Origin of the sequence: Paraburkholderia sp., assembly GCF_004298475.1 — a bacterium.
GTDB lineage: Bacteria > Pseudomonadota > Gammaproteobacteria > Burkholderiales > Burkholderiaceae > Paraburkholderia > Paraburkholderia denitrificans.
Genome location: NZ_SCRP01000008.1, coordinates 36,040 through 50,767, shown reverse-complemented (window position 1 = coordinate 50,767; position 14,728 = coordinate 36,040). Strand labels below are relative to the sequence as shown.

At 64.6% G+C, this 14,728-nt stretch carries 13 protein-coding genes and 1 tRNA gene; 5 read left to right on the top strand and 9 right to left on the bottom strand.

Translation table 11 applies throughout. The features are described 5' to 3' along the window. The first annotated feature begins 134 nt into the window (after positions 1-134). Positions 135-1,052, top strand: a complete 918-nt coding sequence (lpxC, locus tag EPN59_RS04615; protein ID WP_293042862.1) for a UDP-3-O-acyl-N-acetylglucosamine deacetylase — start codon at positions 135-137, stop codon at positions 1,050-1,052. Positions 1,053-1,116: 64 nt separating this feature from the next. Here lpxC and EPN59_RS04610 read toward each other — a convergent pair whose 3' ends face one another. After that, on the bottom strand, positions 1,117-1,590 hold the full coding sequence (locus EPN59_RS04610) for a DUF721 domain-containing protein (protein WP_293042897.1): 474 nt from the start codon (positions 1,588-1,590) through the stop codon (positions 1,117-1,119). Between the two features lie 344 nt (positions 1,591-1,934). On the opposite strand from EPN59_RS04610, the gene secA reads away from it, so the two are divergent. The 4 genes from secA to mutT all read left to right on the top strand — a co-directional run bounded on the left by secA (position 1,935) and on the right by mutT (position 7,505). Further along, a complete protein-coding gene (secA, locus tag EPN59_RS04605) occupies positions 1,935-4,733 on the top strand; it encodes a preprotein translocase subunit SecA (protein ID WP_293042859.1) in 2,799 nt (932 codons plus the stop codon). A gap of 203 nt (positions 4,734-4,936) precedes the next feature. Further along, the gene (argJ, locus tag EPN59_RS04600; protein WP_293042857.1) at positions 4,937-6,178 is read left to right on the top strand and encodes a bifunctional glutamate N-acetyltransferase/amino-acid acetyltransferase ArgJ; all 1,242 of its coding nucleotides are present in this window, start codon (positions 4,937-4,939) and stop codon (positions 6,176-6,178) included. A gap of 35 nt (positions 6,179-6,213) precedes the next feature. Continuing rightward, positions 6,214-7,086 carry an ATP-binding protein gene (locus EPN59_RS04595; RefSeq protein ID WP_293042855.1) on the top strand — a complete coding sequence of 291 codons (873 nt, stop codon included), beginning with the start codon at positions 6,214-6,216 and terminating at the stop codon, positions 7,084-7,086. Further along, on the top strand, positions 7,083-7,505 hold the full coding sequence (gene mutT, locus EPN59_RS04590; protein ID WP_293042853.1) for an 8-oxo-dGTP diphosphatase MutT: 423 nt from the start codon (positions 7,083-7,085) through the stop codon (positions 7,503-7,505). The genes EPN59_RS04595 and mutT overlap by 4 nt, the downstream gene beginning before the upstream one ends. A gap of 85 nt (positions 7,506-7,590) precedes the next feature. Here mutT and EPN59_RS04585 read toward each other — a convergent pair whose 3' ends face one another. The 8 genes from EPN59_RS04585 to EPN59_RS04550 all read right to left on the bottom strand — a co-directional run bounded on the left by EPN59_RS04585 (position 7,591) and on the right by EPN59_RS04550 (position 14,701). Next, positions 7,591-7,785 (bottom strand): DNA gyrase inhibitor YacG, encoded by a 195-nt coding sequence (locus EPN59_RS04585; protein ID WP_293042850.1) that lies wholly within the window; start codon positions 7,783-7,785, stop codon positions 7,591-7,593. Between the two features lie 51 nt (positions 7,786-7,836). Further along, a complete protein-coding gene (gene zapD, locus EPN59_RS04580; protein ID WP_293042848.1) occupies positions 7,837-8,592 on the bottom strand; it encodes a cell division protein ZapD in 756 nt (251 codons plus the stop codon). Positions 8,593-8,849: 257 nt separating this feature from the next. Beyond that, positions 8,850-9,473, bottom strand: coding sequence for a dephospho-CoA kinase (gene coaE / locus EPN59_RS04575; protein WP_293042845.1), 624 nt, complete (start codon positions 9,471-9,473; stop codon positions 8,850-8,852). Positions 9,474-9,476: 3 nt separating this feature from the next. Next, positions 9,477-10,397: an A24 family peptidase gene (locus EPN59_RS04570; protein WP_293042843.1), complete on the bottom strand. Its 921-nt coding sequence runs from the start codon at positions 10,395-10,397 to the stop codon at positions 9,477-9,479. A gap of 27 nt (positions 10,398-10,424) precedes the next feature. After that, positions 10,425-11,651: a type II secretion system F family protein gene (locus EPN59_RS04565; protein WP_293042841.1), complete on the bottom strand. Its 1,227-nt coding sequence runs from the start codon at positions 11,649-11,651 to the stop codon at positions 10,425-10,427. Then, the gene (locus EPN59_RS04560) at positions 11,648-12,943 is read right to left on the bottom strand and encodes a GspE/PulE family protein (RefSeq protein ID WP_293045610.1); all 1,296 of its coding nucleotides are present in this window, start codon (positions 12,941-12,943) and stop codon (positions 11,648-11,650) included. The genes EPN59_RS04565 and EPN59_RS04560 overlap by 4 nt, the downstream gene beginning before the upstream one ends. A gap of 76 nt (positions 12,944-13,019) precedes the next feature. Continuing rightward, positions 13,020-14,327 carry an HlyC/CorC family transporter gene (locus EPN59_RS04555; RefSeq protein WP_293042835.1) on the bottom strand — a complete coding sequence of 436 codons (1,308 nt, stop codon included), beginning with the start codon at positions 14,325-14,327 and terminating at the stop codon, positions 13,020-13,022. Between the two features lie 297 nt (positions 14,328-14,624). After that, positions 14,625-14,701, bottom strand: a tRNA-Pro gene (locus tag EPN59_RS04550). Positions 14,702-14,728 lie beyond the last annotated feature (27 nt).

Genomic DNA, 14,728 nt, shown 5'->3' with positions numbered 1-14,728 from the left:
CGCTGTTTCTCCCGCTCGCGTAATAGCGGGAAACAGATTGTCACGCTGGGGGAAACAGCGAAAACCCTATATCTGGAGTATAATTCGCGCTATTAGTTAAAAAGTCCCGATTGGGATTTTCTATGGGCAGGGTTATGTTGAAGCAGCGAACCATTAAATCGATCGTGAAAACGGTCGGCATCGGCCTGCACTCGGGCCGCAAAGTCGACTTGACGCTCCGTCCGGCTGCGCCGGATACGGGCATCGTGTTTTCGCGCGTGGATTTGCCGACTCCGGTGGATATTCCCGCGTCGGCGATGTCGATTGGCGACACGCGTCTCGCGTCGGTGCTGCAAAAAGACGGCGCGCGCGTTTCGACGGTCGAGCACCTGATGTCCGCGTGCGCGGGCCTTGGCATCGACAACCTCTACGTCGACGTGACCGCCGAAGAAATTCCGATCATGGACGGTAGCGCGGCCTCGTTCGTGTTCCTGATCCAGTCGGCCGGGATCGAAGAGCAGAACGCCGCGAAGAAATTCATCAAGGTCAAGAAGCCCGTGGAAATCCGCGAGGGCGACAAGTTTGCGCGCCTCGATCCGTATTTCGGCTTCAGGCTCAAGTTCACGATCGATTTTCGCCATCCGGCTGTCGACAAGACGGGCCAGGCGCTCGAAGTCGATTTCGCCAACACGTCGTATGTGCGCGAAATCGCGCGCGCGCGCACGTTCGGCTTCGCGCATGAGGTCGAAATGATGCGCGAGCTGGGCCTCGCGCGCGGCGGAAGCATGGACAACGCGATTGTGCTCGACGAGTACCGCATCCTGAACAACGACGGCCTGCGCTACGACGACGAATTCGTGAAGCACAAGATGCTCGACGCCATCGGCGATCTTTATGTGGTGGGGCACCCGCTGCTCGCGTCGTACACGGCGTACAAGTCGGGTCACGGCCTGAACAACTTGCTGCTGCGCGAATTGCTCAAGCACGAGGACGCTTACGAGATCGTCACCTTCGACGACATGCACAAGGCGCCGCGCGGCTTCGGCTACGAAGCGCAGACCGCATTCGCCTGAGCGCGAACGCGAACACGTCAGGCGATCAGCGAAAAGGGTGGCATCATGCCGCCCTTTTTCATTTTCAGCGCTTGTTCGAATGGCGCGCCGCCATTTTCGCCAGCGCGATTTGCAGCGGCGAAGGCGGCAATTCCTCGCTGAGCGCCTGCAGCGCCGCCGCGCCGACCGGCGTCATGCGCGCCTGCTTCGGCGGTTTCGCTTCCTTGACCGATTGCGGACGCACGCGGATACGCACGGCGTCGAGCGGCCAGCCGCGCGCCTGCAGGTCGGCCACGAGGCGCGGTTCCAGATGCCGCAGCCGCGCCGCGAGCGCATTATGGGCGGTGAAGAGCGCGAGCTTGCCGTCCTTGATGAAGCCCGGCTCCACGCTGGCCGCGAGGTAATCGGGCAGCAGCGCGTCGAGGTCGCGCTGCATCGCCGCCATCTGCTCGACGCCGGCGCGCAGCGGCGCGAACGCGTCGGTGCGGCTCAGCAGTTCGCCCACGGGCTGGGCGTAGCGCGGCGCAGACGGCCTTGAAAATGGCGAGAAGCGGCTCATGTTGGGAAGAGGACGGGCGCACACGTAAAGTCGCGTGCAATTGCCGCCATTGTAGCTTGCACGGCAAGCGCCCACGCGCCTTCCGGCAGCCTGGACCGGACCTGCCAGCAGGCAGGGCCGCTCAGCCGGGAGGCTTTCCGTGCGGGCATTTGGCGCGTCATCTCGTCTTGCCGCTGACATAAGCGGGCATGAGGGTGCGTGCTAAAATGCCCGATTCGAATCCACCATTTTGGGCTTAAGCCGCCGAGGTCTTTCCGATTCGGGTGCAGCCGCAGGTTTGGCAGGTTGAACGCCGAAAACCACGCACGAATCCCGACCGAAGCCGCGACGCAGACACCGATCCGATGACCACCGGTTTCTTACAGAAAATCTTTGGCAGCCGCAATCAGCGCCTGATCAAGCAATATCAGAAGACGGTCGCGGCGATCAATGCGCTCGAACCGCAGATCGAGCAGTACAGCGACGAGCAACTGCGCGCGAAGACCACTGAGTTCCGCGAGCGCGTGGCGAACGGCGCGTCGCTCGACGAACTGCTGCCGGAGGCTTTCGCGGTCTGCCGCGAGGCCAGCAAGCGCGTGCTCAAGATGCGCCACTTCGACGTCCAGCTGATCGGCGGCATGGTGCTCCATTACGGCAAGATCGCCGAAATGCGCACCGGCGAGGGCAAGACGCTCGTCGCAACGCTCGCTGCCTACCTGAACGCGCTCTCCGGGCGCGGCGTGCACGTCGTGACGGTGAACGACTACCTCGCGCAGCGCGACGCCGAATGGATGGGCCGCCTGTACAACTTCCTGGGCCTGAGCGTCGGCGTCAATCTCTCGCAGATGGACCACGCCATGAAGCAGCAGGCGTACAGCTCGGACATCACGTACGGCACGAACAACGAGTTCGGCTTCGACTACCTGCGCGACAACATGGTCTACGAGACCGAGCAGCGCGTGCAGCGTGCGCTGAACTTCGCCGTCGTCGACGAAGTGGACTCGATCCTCATTGACGAAGCGCGCACGCCGCTCATCATCTCCGGCCAGGCCGAAGATCACACCGAACTCTACGTGCGCATGAATGCGCTGCCGCCGCTGCTCGAGCGCCAGATCGGCGAAGAGAAGGCCGACGGCACGGGCGTCGAAAAGCCGGGCGACTATACGCTCGACGAAAAGGGCCGCCAGGTGTTCCTCACGGAGTCCGGCCACGAGAAGGCCGAGCGCATGCTCTCCGAGTGGGGACTGATCGGCGAGGGCGAAAGCCTTTACGCGCCGCAGAACATCACACTGATGCACCACGTGTACGCGGCCCTGCGCGCGCACACGCTGTTCTTCAAGGACCAGCACTACGTGGTGCAGAACGGCGAAGTCGTCATCGTCGACGAATTCACCGGCCGTCTGATGTCCGGCCGCCGCTGGTCGGATGGCCTGCACCAGGCCGTCGAGGCGAAGGAACACGTGAAGATCCAGAGCGAGAACCAGACGCTCGCCTCGATCACGTTCCAGAACTACTTCCGCATGTACGCGAAGCTGTCGGGCATGACCGGCACCGCCGACACGGAAGCGTACGAATTCAACGAGATCTACGGTCTCGAAACCGTCGTGATCCCGACGAACCGCGTGCCCAAGCGCGCCGACAAGCAGGATCAGATCTACAAGAGCGCAAAAGAGCGTTACGACGCCGTGATCCGCGACATCCGCGAGTGCTACGAGCGCGGCCAGCCGGTGCTCGTCGGCACGACGTCGATCGAGAACTCCGAACTGCTCTCCGACCTGCTCACGAAGGCCGGGCTGCCGCACGAAGTGCTCAACGCCAAGCAGCACGCGCGCGAAGCGGCGATCGTCGCCGAAGCGGGCCGTCCGCAGCGCATCACGATCGCCACGAACATGGCGGGCCGCGGTACCGACATCGTGCTCGGCGGCAATGCCGAAAAGCAGGCGTCGTTCATCGAAGCCGACGAATCGATCGCCGACGACGAAAAGGCGCGCCGCATCCAGCAGCTCAACGACGAATGGCAGACGCTGCACGATCATGTGAAGGCCGCAGGCGGTCTGCACATCATCGGCACCGAGCGCCACGAGTCGCGCCGTATCGACAATCAGCTGCGCGGCCGTGCGGGCCGTCAGGGCGATCCGGGTTCGTCGCGCTTCTATCTGTCGCTCGAAGACCCGCTGCTGCGCATCTTCGCAGGCGACCGCGTGCGCTCCATCATGGACCGCCTGAAGATGCCCGAAGGCGAGGCGATCGAGGCAGGCATCGTCACGCGTTCGATCGAGTCGGCGCAGCGCAAGGTCGAAGCGCGCAACTTCGATATCCGCAAGCAGCTGCTCGAATACGACGACGTGTCGAACGACCAGCGCAAGGTGATCTACCAGCAGCGCAACGAACTGCTCGAAGCGCACGACATCACCGAAACCATCGGCGCGATGCGTCATGGCGTGATGTCGGAACTCGTGCGCGAGTTCGTGCCGGCGGGCAGCATCGAGGAACAGTGGGACGTGCCCGAACTGGAGGAAGTGCTGCGCAACGAATGGCAGCTCGACCTGGCGATTCAGGAGATGATCAACGAGTCGTCGTCGATCGACGCCGACGAGATTCTCGAAGCCGTGGTCGCCGCCGCCGACGAAGCCTACGAGCAGAAGGTCGCGCTCGTCGGACGCGAATCGTTCAGCGCATTCGAGCGCTCGGTCATGCTGCAGACGCTCGACCGCAGCTGGCGCGAACACCTCGCTGCGCTCGACCATCTGCGCCAGGGCATCCATCTGCGCGGCTATGCGCAGAAGAATCCGAAGCAGGAATACAAGCGCGAGGCGTTCGAACTGTTCGCCGCGATGCTCGACGCCGTGAAGAACGAAGTCACGAAGATCGTGATGAACGTGCAGATCCAGTCGCCCGAGCAGCTCGAAGAGGCCGCCGAGCAACTGGACGAGCAGGGCGGCCATCTCGAGAATGTCGAGTTCCGCCACGCCGAATTCGCCGAAGCCGATGCAGTGACGGCGGCGCCTGTTGCGGCCGACGCCGCTGCGGCGATGGTCGGCGCGGCCATGAGCCACGCGCACGCCGCGCCGGACGGCCAGAACATGCCGAAGGTGGGCCGCAACGATCCGTGCCCGTGCGGCAGCGGCAAGAAGTACAAGCAGTGCCACGGCAAGATTGCGTGATGCCGGGCGGCGCGCGCTTGATGTGATGCGCGCCGCCGTCGGCTTTGCGCGGCCCCGCAGTTGGCTCAGCAGTTTGCTCAGCGGTTAGCCCCGCAGTTGATTCCGTGGCCCGGACTTCGTGTCTGGGCCTTGCCTTTTGATTCCCAATGCCGGCCAGGCTGTAAGCGCCTCGGTCGGCATTGCCTTTTCGACAGGTCGCCACCATGGCTGTCAATTTTCCCTCGATCGATCCCGCACAACTTCATCCGGTCGCCGGCGTGACGCTCGGCTGGGCCGAAGCCAACATTCGCAAGCCCAACCGCAAGGACGTGCTGGTGATTTCCGTCGACAAAGGCGCGAGCGTCGCGGGCGTGTTCACGCTGAACCGCTTCTGCGCAGCGCCGGTAACGGTGTGCCGCGAGCATCTCGCGAAGGTGCGTAGCGGCAGCAAGGGAATCCGCGCGCTCGTCATCAACACGGGCAACGCGAATGCGGGCACGGGCGAGCCCGGTCTTGCCGACGCGCGCGCGACCTGCGATGAACTCGCGCGTCTCGCGGGCATCGAGCCCGCGCAGGTGCTGCCGTTCTCGACGGGCGTGATTCTGGAGCCGTTGCCGGTCGACCGCCTGAAGGCCGGCCTGCCTGCCGCGCTCGCGAACCGCAAGGCCGCGAACTGGTACGACGCGGCGCAATCGATCATGACCACCGACACGCTGCCGAAGGCCGCGTCGCGCCAGGTGGTGATCGATGGCCACACGGTCACGCTCACGGGCATCAGCAAGGGCGCGGGCATGATCAAGCCGAACATGGCGACGATGCTCGGCTTCCTCGCATTCGATGCGAACGTGGCGCAGCCGGTGCTCGACGAACTCGTGAAGCACGTCGCGGACCGCTCGTTCAACTGCATCACCATCGACGGCGATACGTCGACGAACGACTCGTTCATGCTGATCGCATCGGGCAAGTCGAGCCTGCCGGCCATCACGTCGACGGACTCGCCCGCCTACGCGGCGCTGCGCGACGCCGTGACCGACGTGGCGCAGACGCTCTCGCAACTGATCGTGCGCGACGGCGAAGGCGCGACGAAGTTCATGACAGTGCAGGTCGAAGGCGGCAAGGACGTCGCCGAATGCCGCCAGATCGCCTACGCGATCGGCCATTCGCCGCTCGTGAAGACGGCTTTCTACGCATCGGATCCCAACCTCGGCCGCATCCTGGCCGCAATCGGCTATGCGGGCGTGACGGATCTCGATGTCGGCAAGATCGACCTGTATCTCGACGACGTGCTCGTCGCGAAGAGCGGCGGGCGCAACCCGGCGTACCGCGAGGAAGACGGCCAGCGCGTCATGAAGAAGAGCGAGATCCTGATCCGCGTGCTGCTCGGCCGCGGCGATGCACAGGCCACGGTCTGGACCTGCGATCTCTCGCACGACTACGTGAGCATCAACGCCGACTACCGCTCCTGATCTGGCGGCTTACGGCTCTTCAGGCTCTTACGCACATGGACAAGCTCGAACAGTTTCTGACCCGCGCCGAAGCATTGATCGGCCGCCTCGAAGCGGTGCTGCCGCCGGCCGCTCCGGTTGTCGACTGGAACGCTGCGGTGGCGTTTCGCTGGCGTAAGCGTCAGGGCCGCGGCTATCTGCAGCCGGTGCCGTCGGTGTCGTCGATCACGCTCGACGACCTGCAGAACATCGACCGCCAGAAAGATCTCATCGAACGCAACACGCGCCAGTTCGTGCAGAAGAAGCCCGCGAACAACGTGCTGCTCACCGGCGCGCGCGGCACGGGCAAGTCTTCGCTGATCAAGGCGTGCCTGAACGCATTCGCGAACGACGGCCTGCGCCTCATCGAAGTCGACAAGGACGATCTGCACGATCTGGGTGACATCGTCGATCTGATCTCGGGGCGCACCGAGCGATTCATCGTGTTCTGCGACGACCTCTCGTTCGAGGAAGGCGAATCCGGCTACAAGGCGCTCAAGGTGGCGCTGGACGGCTCGGTGGCCGCGCAGGGCGACAACGTGCTGATCTACGCGACCTCGAACCGCCGCCACTTGCTGCCCGAGTACATGAGCGAGAACGAGACGTACCGGCATATGCCGGACGGCGAAATCCATCCGGGCGAGGTGATCGAGGAGAAGATCTCGCTGTCCGAGCGCTTCGGCCTGTGGGTGAGCTTCTATCCGTTCAAGCAGGACGACTATCTGACAATCGTCGGCCACTGGCTGCGCCATTTCGGTTGTGGCGACGCCGATGTCGAAGCCGCACGCAGCGACGCGCTCGTCTGGGCGCTGGAGCGCGGCTCGCGCTCGGGCCGCGTCGCGTGGCAGTTCGCGCGCGACTGGTCGGGCAAGAAGGTGCAAGACGCATGAGCGGCGCCAACGGAGCAGGTAAGGCGCAGACGCGTCCGGTGACAGAAGTGGCGGTTGGCGTGATGGTGCAGCCGGACGGCCGCTATCTGCTCGCGCAGCGCCCTGACGGCAAACCCTACGCGGGCTACTGGGAGTTTCCGGGCGGCAAGCTGGAGGCGGGCGAGTCGGTCGAGGCGGCGCTTGCGCGCGAGCTGCACGAGGAACTGGGCATCGACGTGAAGGCGTGCCATCTGTGGCACACGCTCGAACACGATTATCCGCACGCGTACGTGCGCCTCTATTTCTGCAAAGTGACCGAGTGGAGCGGCGAGCCGCACGGACGCGAGGGCCAGGCGTTCGTCTGGCAGTCGCTGCCGGCGAGCGTCGAACCGCTTCTGCCCGCCGCCATTCCCGTGCTGGAATTGCTGGCAGCCGAGTGAGGCGACAAAAAAAGCCGCTGCGTGAATCGCGTAGCGGCTTTTTGCTTTTTGGTGTGTCTGCTTATTGGCCTGCTTGTTGACCTGCTTACTGGCGCGTGTCGGTGGGGGGCGCGTCCTCGGGCGGCGTCTCTTCGTCGTTACCGCCGATGCGGTACTTTTCGGCGGCCCAGGCGCCCAGGTCGATCTGCCTGCAACGTTCGGAGCAGAACGGGCGGAACCGGTTTTCCGGCACCCAGCGGACATCCTTGCCGCAAGTCGGACATTTGACGACGGTGACCATTTGCTTAGCCGGCTGCTGCCGCGTTGGTGAACATGTTGCCGTGACGCGACATCACAGGCTGCACAGCGTGAGCTGGAACGGCACGTCGACATCGACGGCGCGCGGCCGCAGATCGCCATCCTGCACGGTGAAGCGCACCCACAGCATGTACTTGTTGGCGCTCGCTTCCGGGATCATGCGCAAATCCGGTGCCACGCGTACCTGCATCAGCTGATAGGCACGGCCCGCGAGCATCTGCTGGTAGCTGCCCTGCATTGCCATCACCTTCGACGCCTGACCCGATTCGCGCGCGAGACGCAGCACGATCGAAGCCGCGTCGCGCAACGGCAGCAGCGGCATCACCCACTTGGCGATATCTTGACGGCGCTGGTCGGGATGCAATTGTTGCCACGCGTAGTACGACGGCAGGTCGAACTTGCAGGTGCCGCCCGGAATGATCGCGCGGCTGCGGATGCTCGTGAGCCACTCGTTTTCGGAGAGATGCTGGCCGGTCTTGCCCTGCATCTGCGTGAGGCCCGCGAGTGTCTGCTCGATTTCGCCGAGCACGGTTTCGAGCGCGTTCTGTTCGATGCCGGGATTGCCGCGGAACGGTGCGAGCGTCTGACGTTGCCTTTCGAGTTCCTTCATCAGGTCCGACTTGAGGTCGGCGCGGCCTGCGACTTCCGCGATTTCGAAAAGCGTGGTGAGCGCGACGTGGTGTTCCCTCGGATCCTCCTGCGTCAGGAAAAACGTGAAGCGCTCGAACAGGTCTTCGAGGCGCAGCAGCGTACGGATTCGCTCGTTGAAGGGATACTCGTAAAGAATCAAGCGCGCTCGCCTCTGGCGTGGTCGGTGAAGGATTGCAGCACATTCTAATGCCGCAAGACTACGGTCGCAATCGCGGGGGGACCGGGCAGTTGCGCGTAATTTCGGCGGACCACATGTCGATCGCAGCCCGATCACGCGTGGATCGCCGACTTGTCACCGGTTGATCGCCAGCATGACGCGCTCGTGTAGCAACGCTTAAGTACGACGAACGCTTCTTTGCACGCCTGTGGCGGCACGCTTGCCGAGGCTGCTGCAGCTCAGGCGTGCGGGCCTGCTGCCTGTTCCTGTGCAAGCGCGACGTACTCCGCGTGCAGTGCATCCACGTCGCGGCCGAGTGTTTCGAGCGATGCGCCGTCGTTGAGCACGACGTGATCGGCCGCGGCGAGACGCGCCTCGCGCGTGGCCTGGCGCGCGATGATGGCCAGCACCTGCTCGCGCGTAAAGTCGTTGCGGCGTATCACGCGTGCGATCTGTGTCTCGACGCTGCAATCGACGTCGAGGACACGGTCGACGCGCTTCTTCCAGGTACCGGATTCCACGAGAAGCGGCACCACGACGATCACATAGGGCCCGCTCGCGGCGCGCGACGCCCGCTCGGTTTCCGCGCGGATCAGCGGATGCGTAATCGCTTCGAGCCGCTTGCGCGCCGATTCGTCGCTAAAGACCCGCGCGCGCATGCGGGCGCGGTCCATCGAGCCGTCGGGTGCAACGAATTCGGGGCCGAATTGTTCCAGGATCTGTGGCATCGCGGCACCGTGGGGAGCCGTGATCTGATGGGCGATCAGATCGGTGTCGATCACCGGCACGCCGCGTGCCGCAAACAGATCCGCCACAGTCGATTTGCCGCTGCCTATGCCTCCTGTCAGTCCGACTGAGAACATCGATCAGTTCCCCCACACAAAATAAAGCGGCGTGCCTGCGAACAGCGTGACAAACGCGCCCAGGGCAAGATACGGACCGAACGGCAGCGGCTCTTCGAAGCGCATGCGCCCGGTCCATGTGGCTGCGAGTCCGATCACCGCGCCAGCCACGGCGGCGATTGCGACGATCTGGGGCAGCGCGCCCCAGCCGAGCCACGCGCCGAGCGCAGCCAGCAGCTTGAAATCGCCCTGACCCATGCCTTCGATGCCGCGCAGCAGCCGGAACAGCCAGTAGATGCACCAGAGTGCGAGATAGCCTGCGATGGCGCCGATTACCGCAGCGCGCAGGCTGACGAACGTGCCGGACAGATTCACGATCAGTCCGGCCCAGAGCAGCGGCTGCGTGATTTCGTCGTAAAGCATCTGATGCTCGAGATCGATCGCGCTTGCAGCAATCAGCGCCGCGCACAGTGCGAACGCGGCCAGCGCCTTGCCCGAAGGGCCGAACACGGCGAGCGCGAGCAGCGCACACAGCGCGCCCGCGAGTTCGATGAGCGGATAGCGAACGCTCACACGCGCGCGGCAGTGGCTGCAGCGTCCGCGCAGTACGAGCCAGCTCAGCAAGGGAATGTTTTCCCACGCGCGCAGTACGTGGCCGCAGTGCGGGCAGGCGCTGCGCGGAAGCCACAGGTTGTAGCGGCCGGGCAGGCCGTCGTCGGCGAAGTGCTCGCCGGTGGTTTCCACGGCGTCGGCGGAATCAGCGGCAGCGGCATCGGCGCGCCAGGCGCGTTCGAGCATGATCGGCAAGCGATGCACGACCACGTTCAGAAAGCTGCCCACGACGAGCCCCAGCACGATTGCCAGGCAAGCCAGAAGGGCGGGCGGCAACGCACCGAGTGGTCCGTCAGACGCGAACCCGGAAGTGAACAGAATATGAGCGGGCATGGGCAGTATTGGAATCTGGCAGCGATGCTACACCACGTTGCCGAGTTCAATGATAGGAAGATACATCGCGACGACAAGTCCGCCGACGAGCGCGCCGAGCACGACGATCACAAGCGGCTCGCATAAACTCGAAAGCAGCCCGATTTTTTCGTCAACCTGACGGTCGGCGAGCGACGCGACGTCGAGCAGCATCGCGTCGAGCGCCCCCGACTCTTCCGCCACGGCAACCGGCTGGATCACTTCGACAGGAAAGCAGCCCGCAGCGCGCATGGCGGCTGCGAGCCGCTCGCCATGCCGCAGCCGTGTGCTGATGCCCACAGTCGCGTGGTCGAAGTGTGCGTTGCCGCTGGCATGGGTGAGCGAGTCGAACGCGTCGGCGAGCGGCGTGCCTGCGGCGAGTAGCGTGCCGAGCGCCCGGCTCCAGCGCGCCGCGCAGAGTGCGGTGAGCAGTGTGCCCGCGAGCGGCAGTTTCAGCGCGAGGCGACCGAAGGCGATGCGGGCGCGCGCGGAACGTCGCATCGCGCCGCGCGCTGCGAACACGGCTGTTGCGCAGCACGCGGCGACGGGCAGGCTCCAGCGTGCCGCCCCCGCTGACAGCATCAGCACGAACTGCGTGGGCGCCGGCAATGCCGCGCCGAAGCCTTCGAAGATCTGCCTGAACGTTGGGACGACCCAGATGAGCAATGCCGCCGTGATCGCGACCGCGAGCAACAGCACGGCAACCGGATAGGTGAGTGCAGCGCGCACTTTCGCGCGTTGTGCGGCGGCGCGCTCGCGATCGTCGGCGATGCGCGCGAGCACGGCGACCAGCGCGCCCGACGCCTCACCGACCGCCACCAGCTGGCAATACAGTGCGCCGAAACGCTGAGGATGGCGTGCGAGTGAATCGGAAAAGCGCATGCCGGCCGAGATATCGCGCGCGAGCGTGCCGACGATGCGCGGCATGCCCTGCGGTCCCGGTGACTGTGCGAGCAGGTCGAGTGCGGGTGCAAGCGGCAGGCCGGCGTGCAGGAGGCTCGACAACTGGCGTGTGAAACGCGTGATGTCTGCCGGACCGGCGCGTGGGACGGGTGCCTCGCGCTGTCGTGCGAGCGCTGTGATCGTGATGCGTTCGCGCTTGAGCGCGTCGCGCGCGGCAGCGGCGTCGATAGCGATCGACGTGCCGCGCCTCACTGCGCCCGTCGCGTCAATGCCGCGCCAGGCGAACCGCCATTCAGACGGCGCGCGATCCCGATGAGGGCGTGCGGGCGTCATGGCGAATCCGTGGCCGAGAGCGCCTCGGCAAGGCTCGTCGTACCGTCGCGTACGCGTGCCAGTGCGGCTTCGCGCAGCGTCGCCGCGCCGTCCGCGCGCGCCTGCTGGGCAATGACGTGTGCACCTTGCTTCGCGACGATCCGTTCGCGCATCGCAGCCGAGACCGGCATGACCTCATGGATTCCGATGCGCCCGCGATACCCGATGCCGTGGCACGATTCGCAGCCGCATGCTTCGTAAATCGTTTGATCTCCGTCCAGCCCGGCCGCGCGCAACACCGCTGCCGATTCCCGCGCCGGCACGCGGCATTGCGGGCAAAGCCTCCGCACGAGCCGCTGCGCCGTGACGAGCCGCAGCGCGCCCGCAAGGTTATAAGGCTCGACGCCGATATCGATCAGGCGCGCGGCTGCTGCGGGCGCGTCGTTGGTGTGCAGTGTCGAGAGCACGAGGTGGCCGGTCTGCGCGGCTTTCACCGCGACGCTCGCGGTTTCCTCGTCGCGAATCTCGCCGATCATGATCACGTCCGGGTCCTGGCGCAGCAATGCGCGCAGGGCGACGGCAAACGTGAGTCCGGCCTTCTCGCGCACATTGACCTGGTTGATGCCCGCGAGCTGGATCTCCGCGGGATCTTCCACCGAGCACAGATTGCGCGAGTCGTTGTTCAGCATCTGCAGGAAGCAGTACAGCGAGAGCGTCTTGCCGCTGCCGGTCGGCCCCGTCACGAGCACGAGGCCGTGCGGCGCGCGGATCGCATCGGCGACGCTCTGCCGCTGTGCTTCGTCGAGCCCGAGCGCCGCGAGCGTGAGGTTCTCGGGCAACGCTTCGAGCCGCCGCAACACGAGCTTTTCGCCGAACAACGTAGGCAGCGAATTCACGCGATAGTCTTCGGCGGCTTGCGCCGGCAGCGGCGATACGAGCCGCAAGCGGCCGTCGAGCGGAACGCGCCGCTCGGCGATATCCATGCGTGCGAGCACCTTGACGCGTGTGATGAACGCATCGCGTAGATGCCTGGGCGGCCGCGCCACCTCGTGCAGCACGCCATCGATGCGCAGCCGGATACGCCAGCCGTGCTCGAGCGGCTCGACGTGAAGATCGGAGGCGTTGCGGCGTGCCGCAACGCTCAGCATGTCGGTGAGGAGGCGCACGGCAGGAGCGTCGTCGACGCCCGCCGAGGCAGCGGGTGTGGCGAAGCGCGGTGCGGGCACCGCGGGGCGCGGCGCGCCGCCGCTCGCCACGGTCTGAAGAGCCGCGAATACGCGGTTCGATGCCAAACGATAAGGAATGGAAAACATCGGACGGAGCCACCTCGAACAAGGAACGGCTCCATCATCGAACGGCGCACGGCTCGCGCGCCATTCGGCCAGACGGCTAACGGCGCGACAGCAGCTTCTTCGTTTTCTTTTGCGGGTTCGCGCCCGGCTTGAAGAGCTTCACCGTGCGCACGGCCTGATCGTCGCTGCGCAGCACTTCGAGCTTCGCGTCGCCGATCTGCATGCAGACGTCGCCTTCCGGAATCTCTTCGAGTGCTTCGAGGATCAGGCCGTTGAGCGTCTTCGGTCCGTCGGTGGGAAGCGTCAGGTGCAGCCAGCGGTTCAGTTCGCGCAACGGCATGCTGCCGGGCACGATGCATTCGCCGTCCTCGTTCCAGCCGCCGCGGCCTGCGCCGCTCCTCGGCAGCGTCGTCGTGAATTCGCCGATCAGTTCCTCGATGATGTCTTCCGGCGTGACGATGCCTTCCATCTCGCCGTATTCGTTCACGACGAGCGCGATGCGGTGGCGGCTTTCCTGGAAGTACTGAAGCTGCTGGAACACGGGCGTGCCGGTCGGCACGAAGTAGGGATCGGCGAGCAGCTCGCGCAGCGTCTCGCGGTCCACTTGCCGGTTGTGCAGCGCGGACAGCGTCTTGCGCACGTGCAACACGCCAAGCACGCGGTCGATATCGCCCTGATAGACGATCAGCTTGTTGTGATAGCAGGTTTCGAGCTGATGCAGGATGTCTTCGAGCGGCGCTTCGAAGTCGAGCGCCTCGACGCGGCGGCGCGGGATCATCACATCGTCGACGGTGATGTTTTCGAGATCGAACAGGTTCAGCAGGATGCTGCGGTGCTTGGTCGGCATGAAGCTGCCGGATTCGAGCACGATGGTGCGCAGTTCCTCGGTCGAGAGGCGCTGGTCGCGCCCCTGGCTCGTGTTGATGCGCAACAGGCGCAGGACGCCGTTCGCGAACTGGTTCACGAACCACACGACAGGCTTGGTGACGCGCATGAGCGGCGCGATCATGAGGCTCGCGGGCAGGGCGATCTTCTCGGGGAAGGTTGCGCCGACGATCTTCGGCATGATTTCCGCGAACACGATGATCAGGAATGCGACGATACCGGTCGCGATCGACAGGACCAGATTGTCGTGGCCGAACGTGCGCAGCGCGATCGAGGTGGTGAGGACCGGGATGATCGTGTTGAACAGGTTGTTGCCGATCAGGATCACCGTGAGCAGCAGATCGGTGCGGCCGAGCAGGTTTTGCGCGGTCTTCGCGCCGAGCGCGCCGTGGTTGACGAGGTATTTCAGTCGATGACGGTTGAGCGCCATCATCGACGTTTCAGAGATGGAGAAGAAGCTGGAGCCGATGAGCAGGAGTAAGACGGCGCAAACTTGCGCCCATAAAGGAATTTGGTCCACGCGTCGTGAATGTCAGAGTGAGTGAAACGGATGAGATGACTATAGCAGAGGGGGTCTTGCGGTACTGGCGCCGCGATGCAGCCGGCGTTGGGGCGCACACGGAGGCGGGCGGTGCGCGGGGACTAGGCTATCCCGCTTGTAGCCCGCTTCCGTCCGGCTTCTGTCCGGCTTCTGTCCGGCTTCTGTCCGATTGCGCGGCAGGCGCGAAGTGAGTCTTAAGACGTGAGCCTTAAGAAGCAAGCCTTAAAAGCAGGCAAAAAAAAAACCGCACAACATGTGTGCGGTTTTTCGAAATTCTGGTCGGGGTGAGAGGATTCGAACCTCCGGCCTCTACGTCCCGAACGTAGCGCTCTACCAGGCTAAGCTACACCCCGAAATTTCCTGCTACTCAACTAGACTTT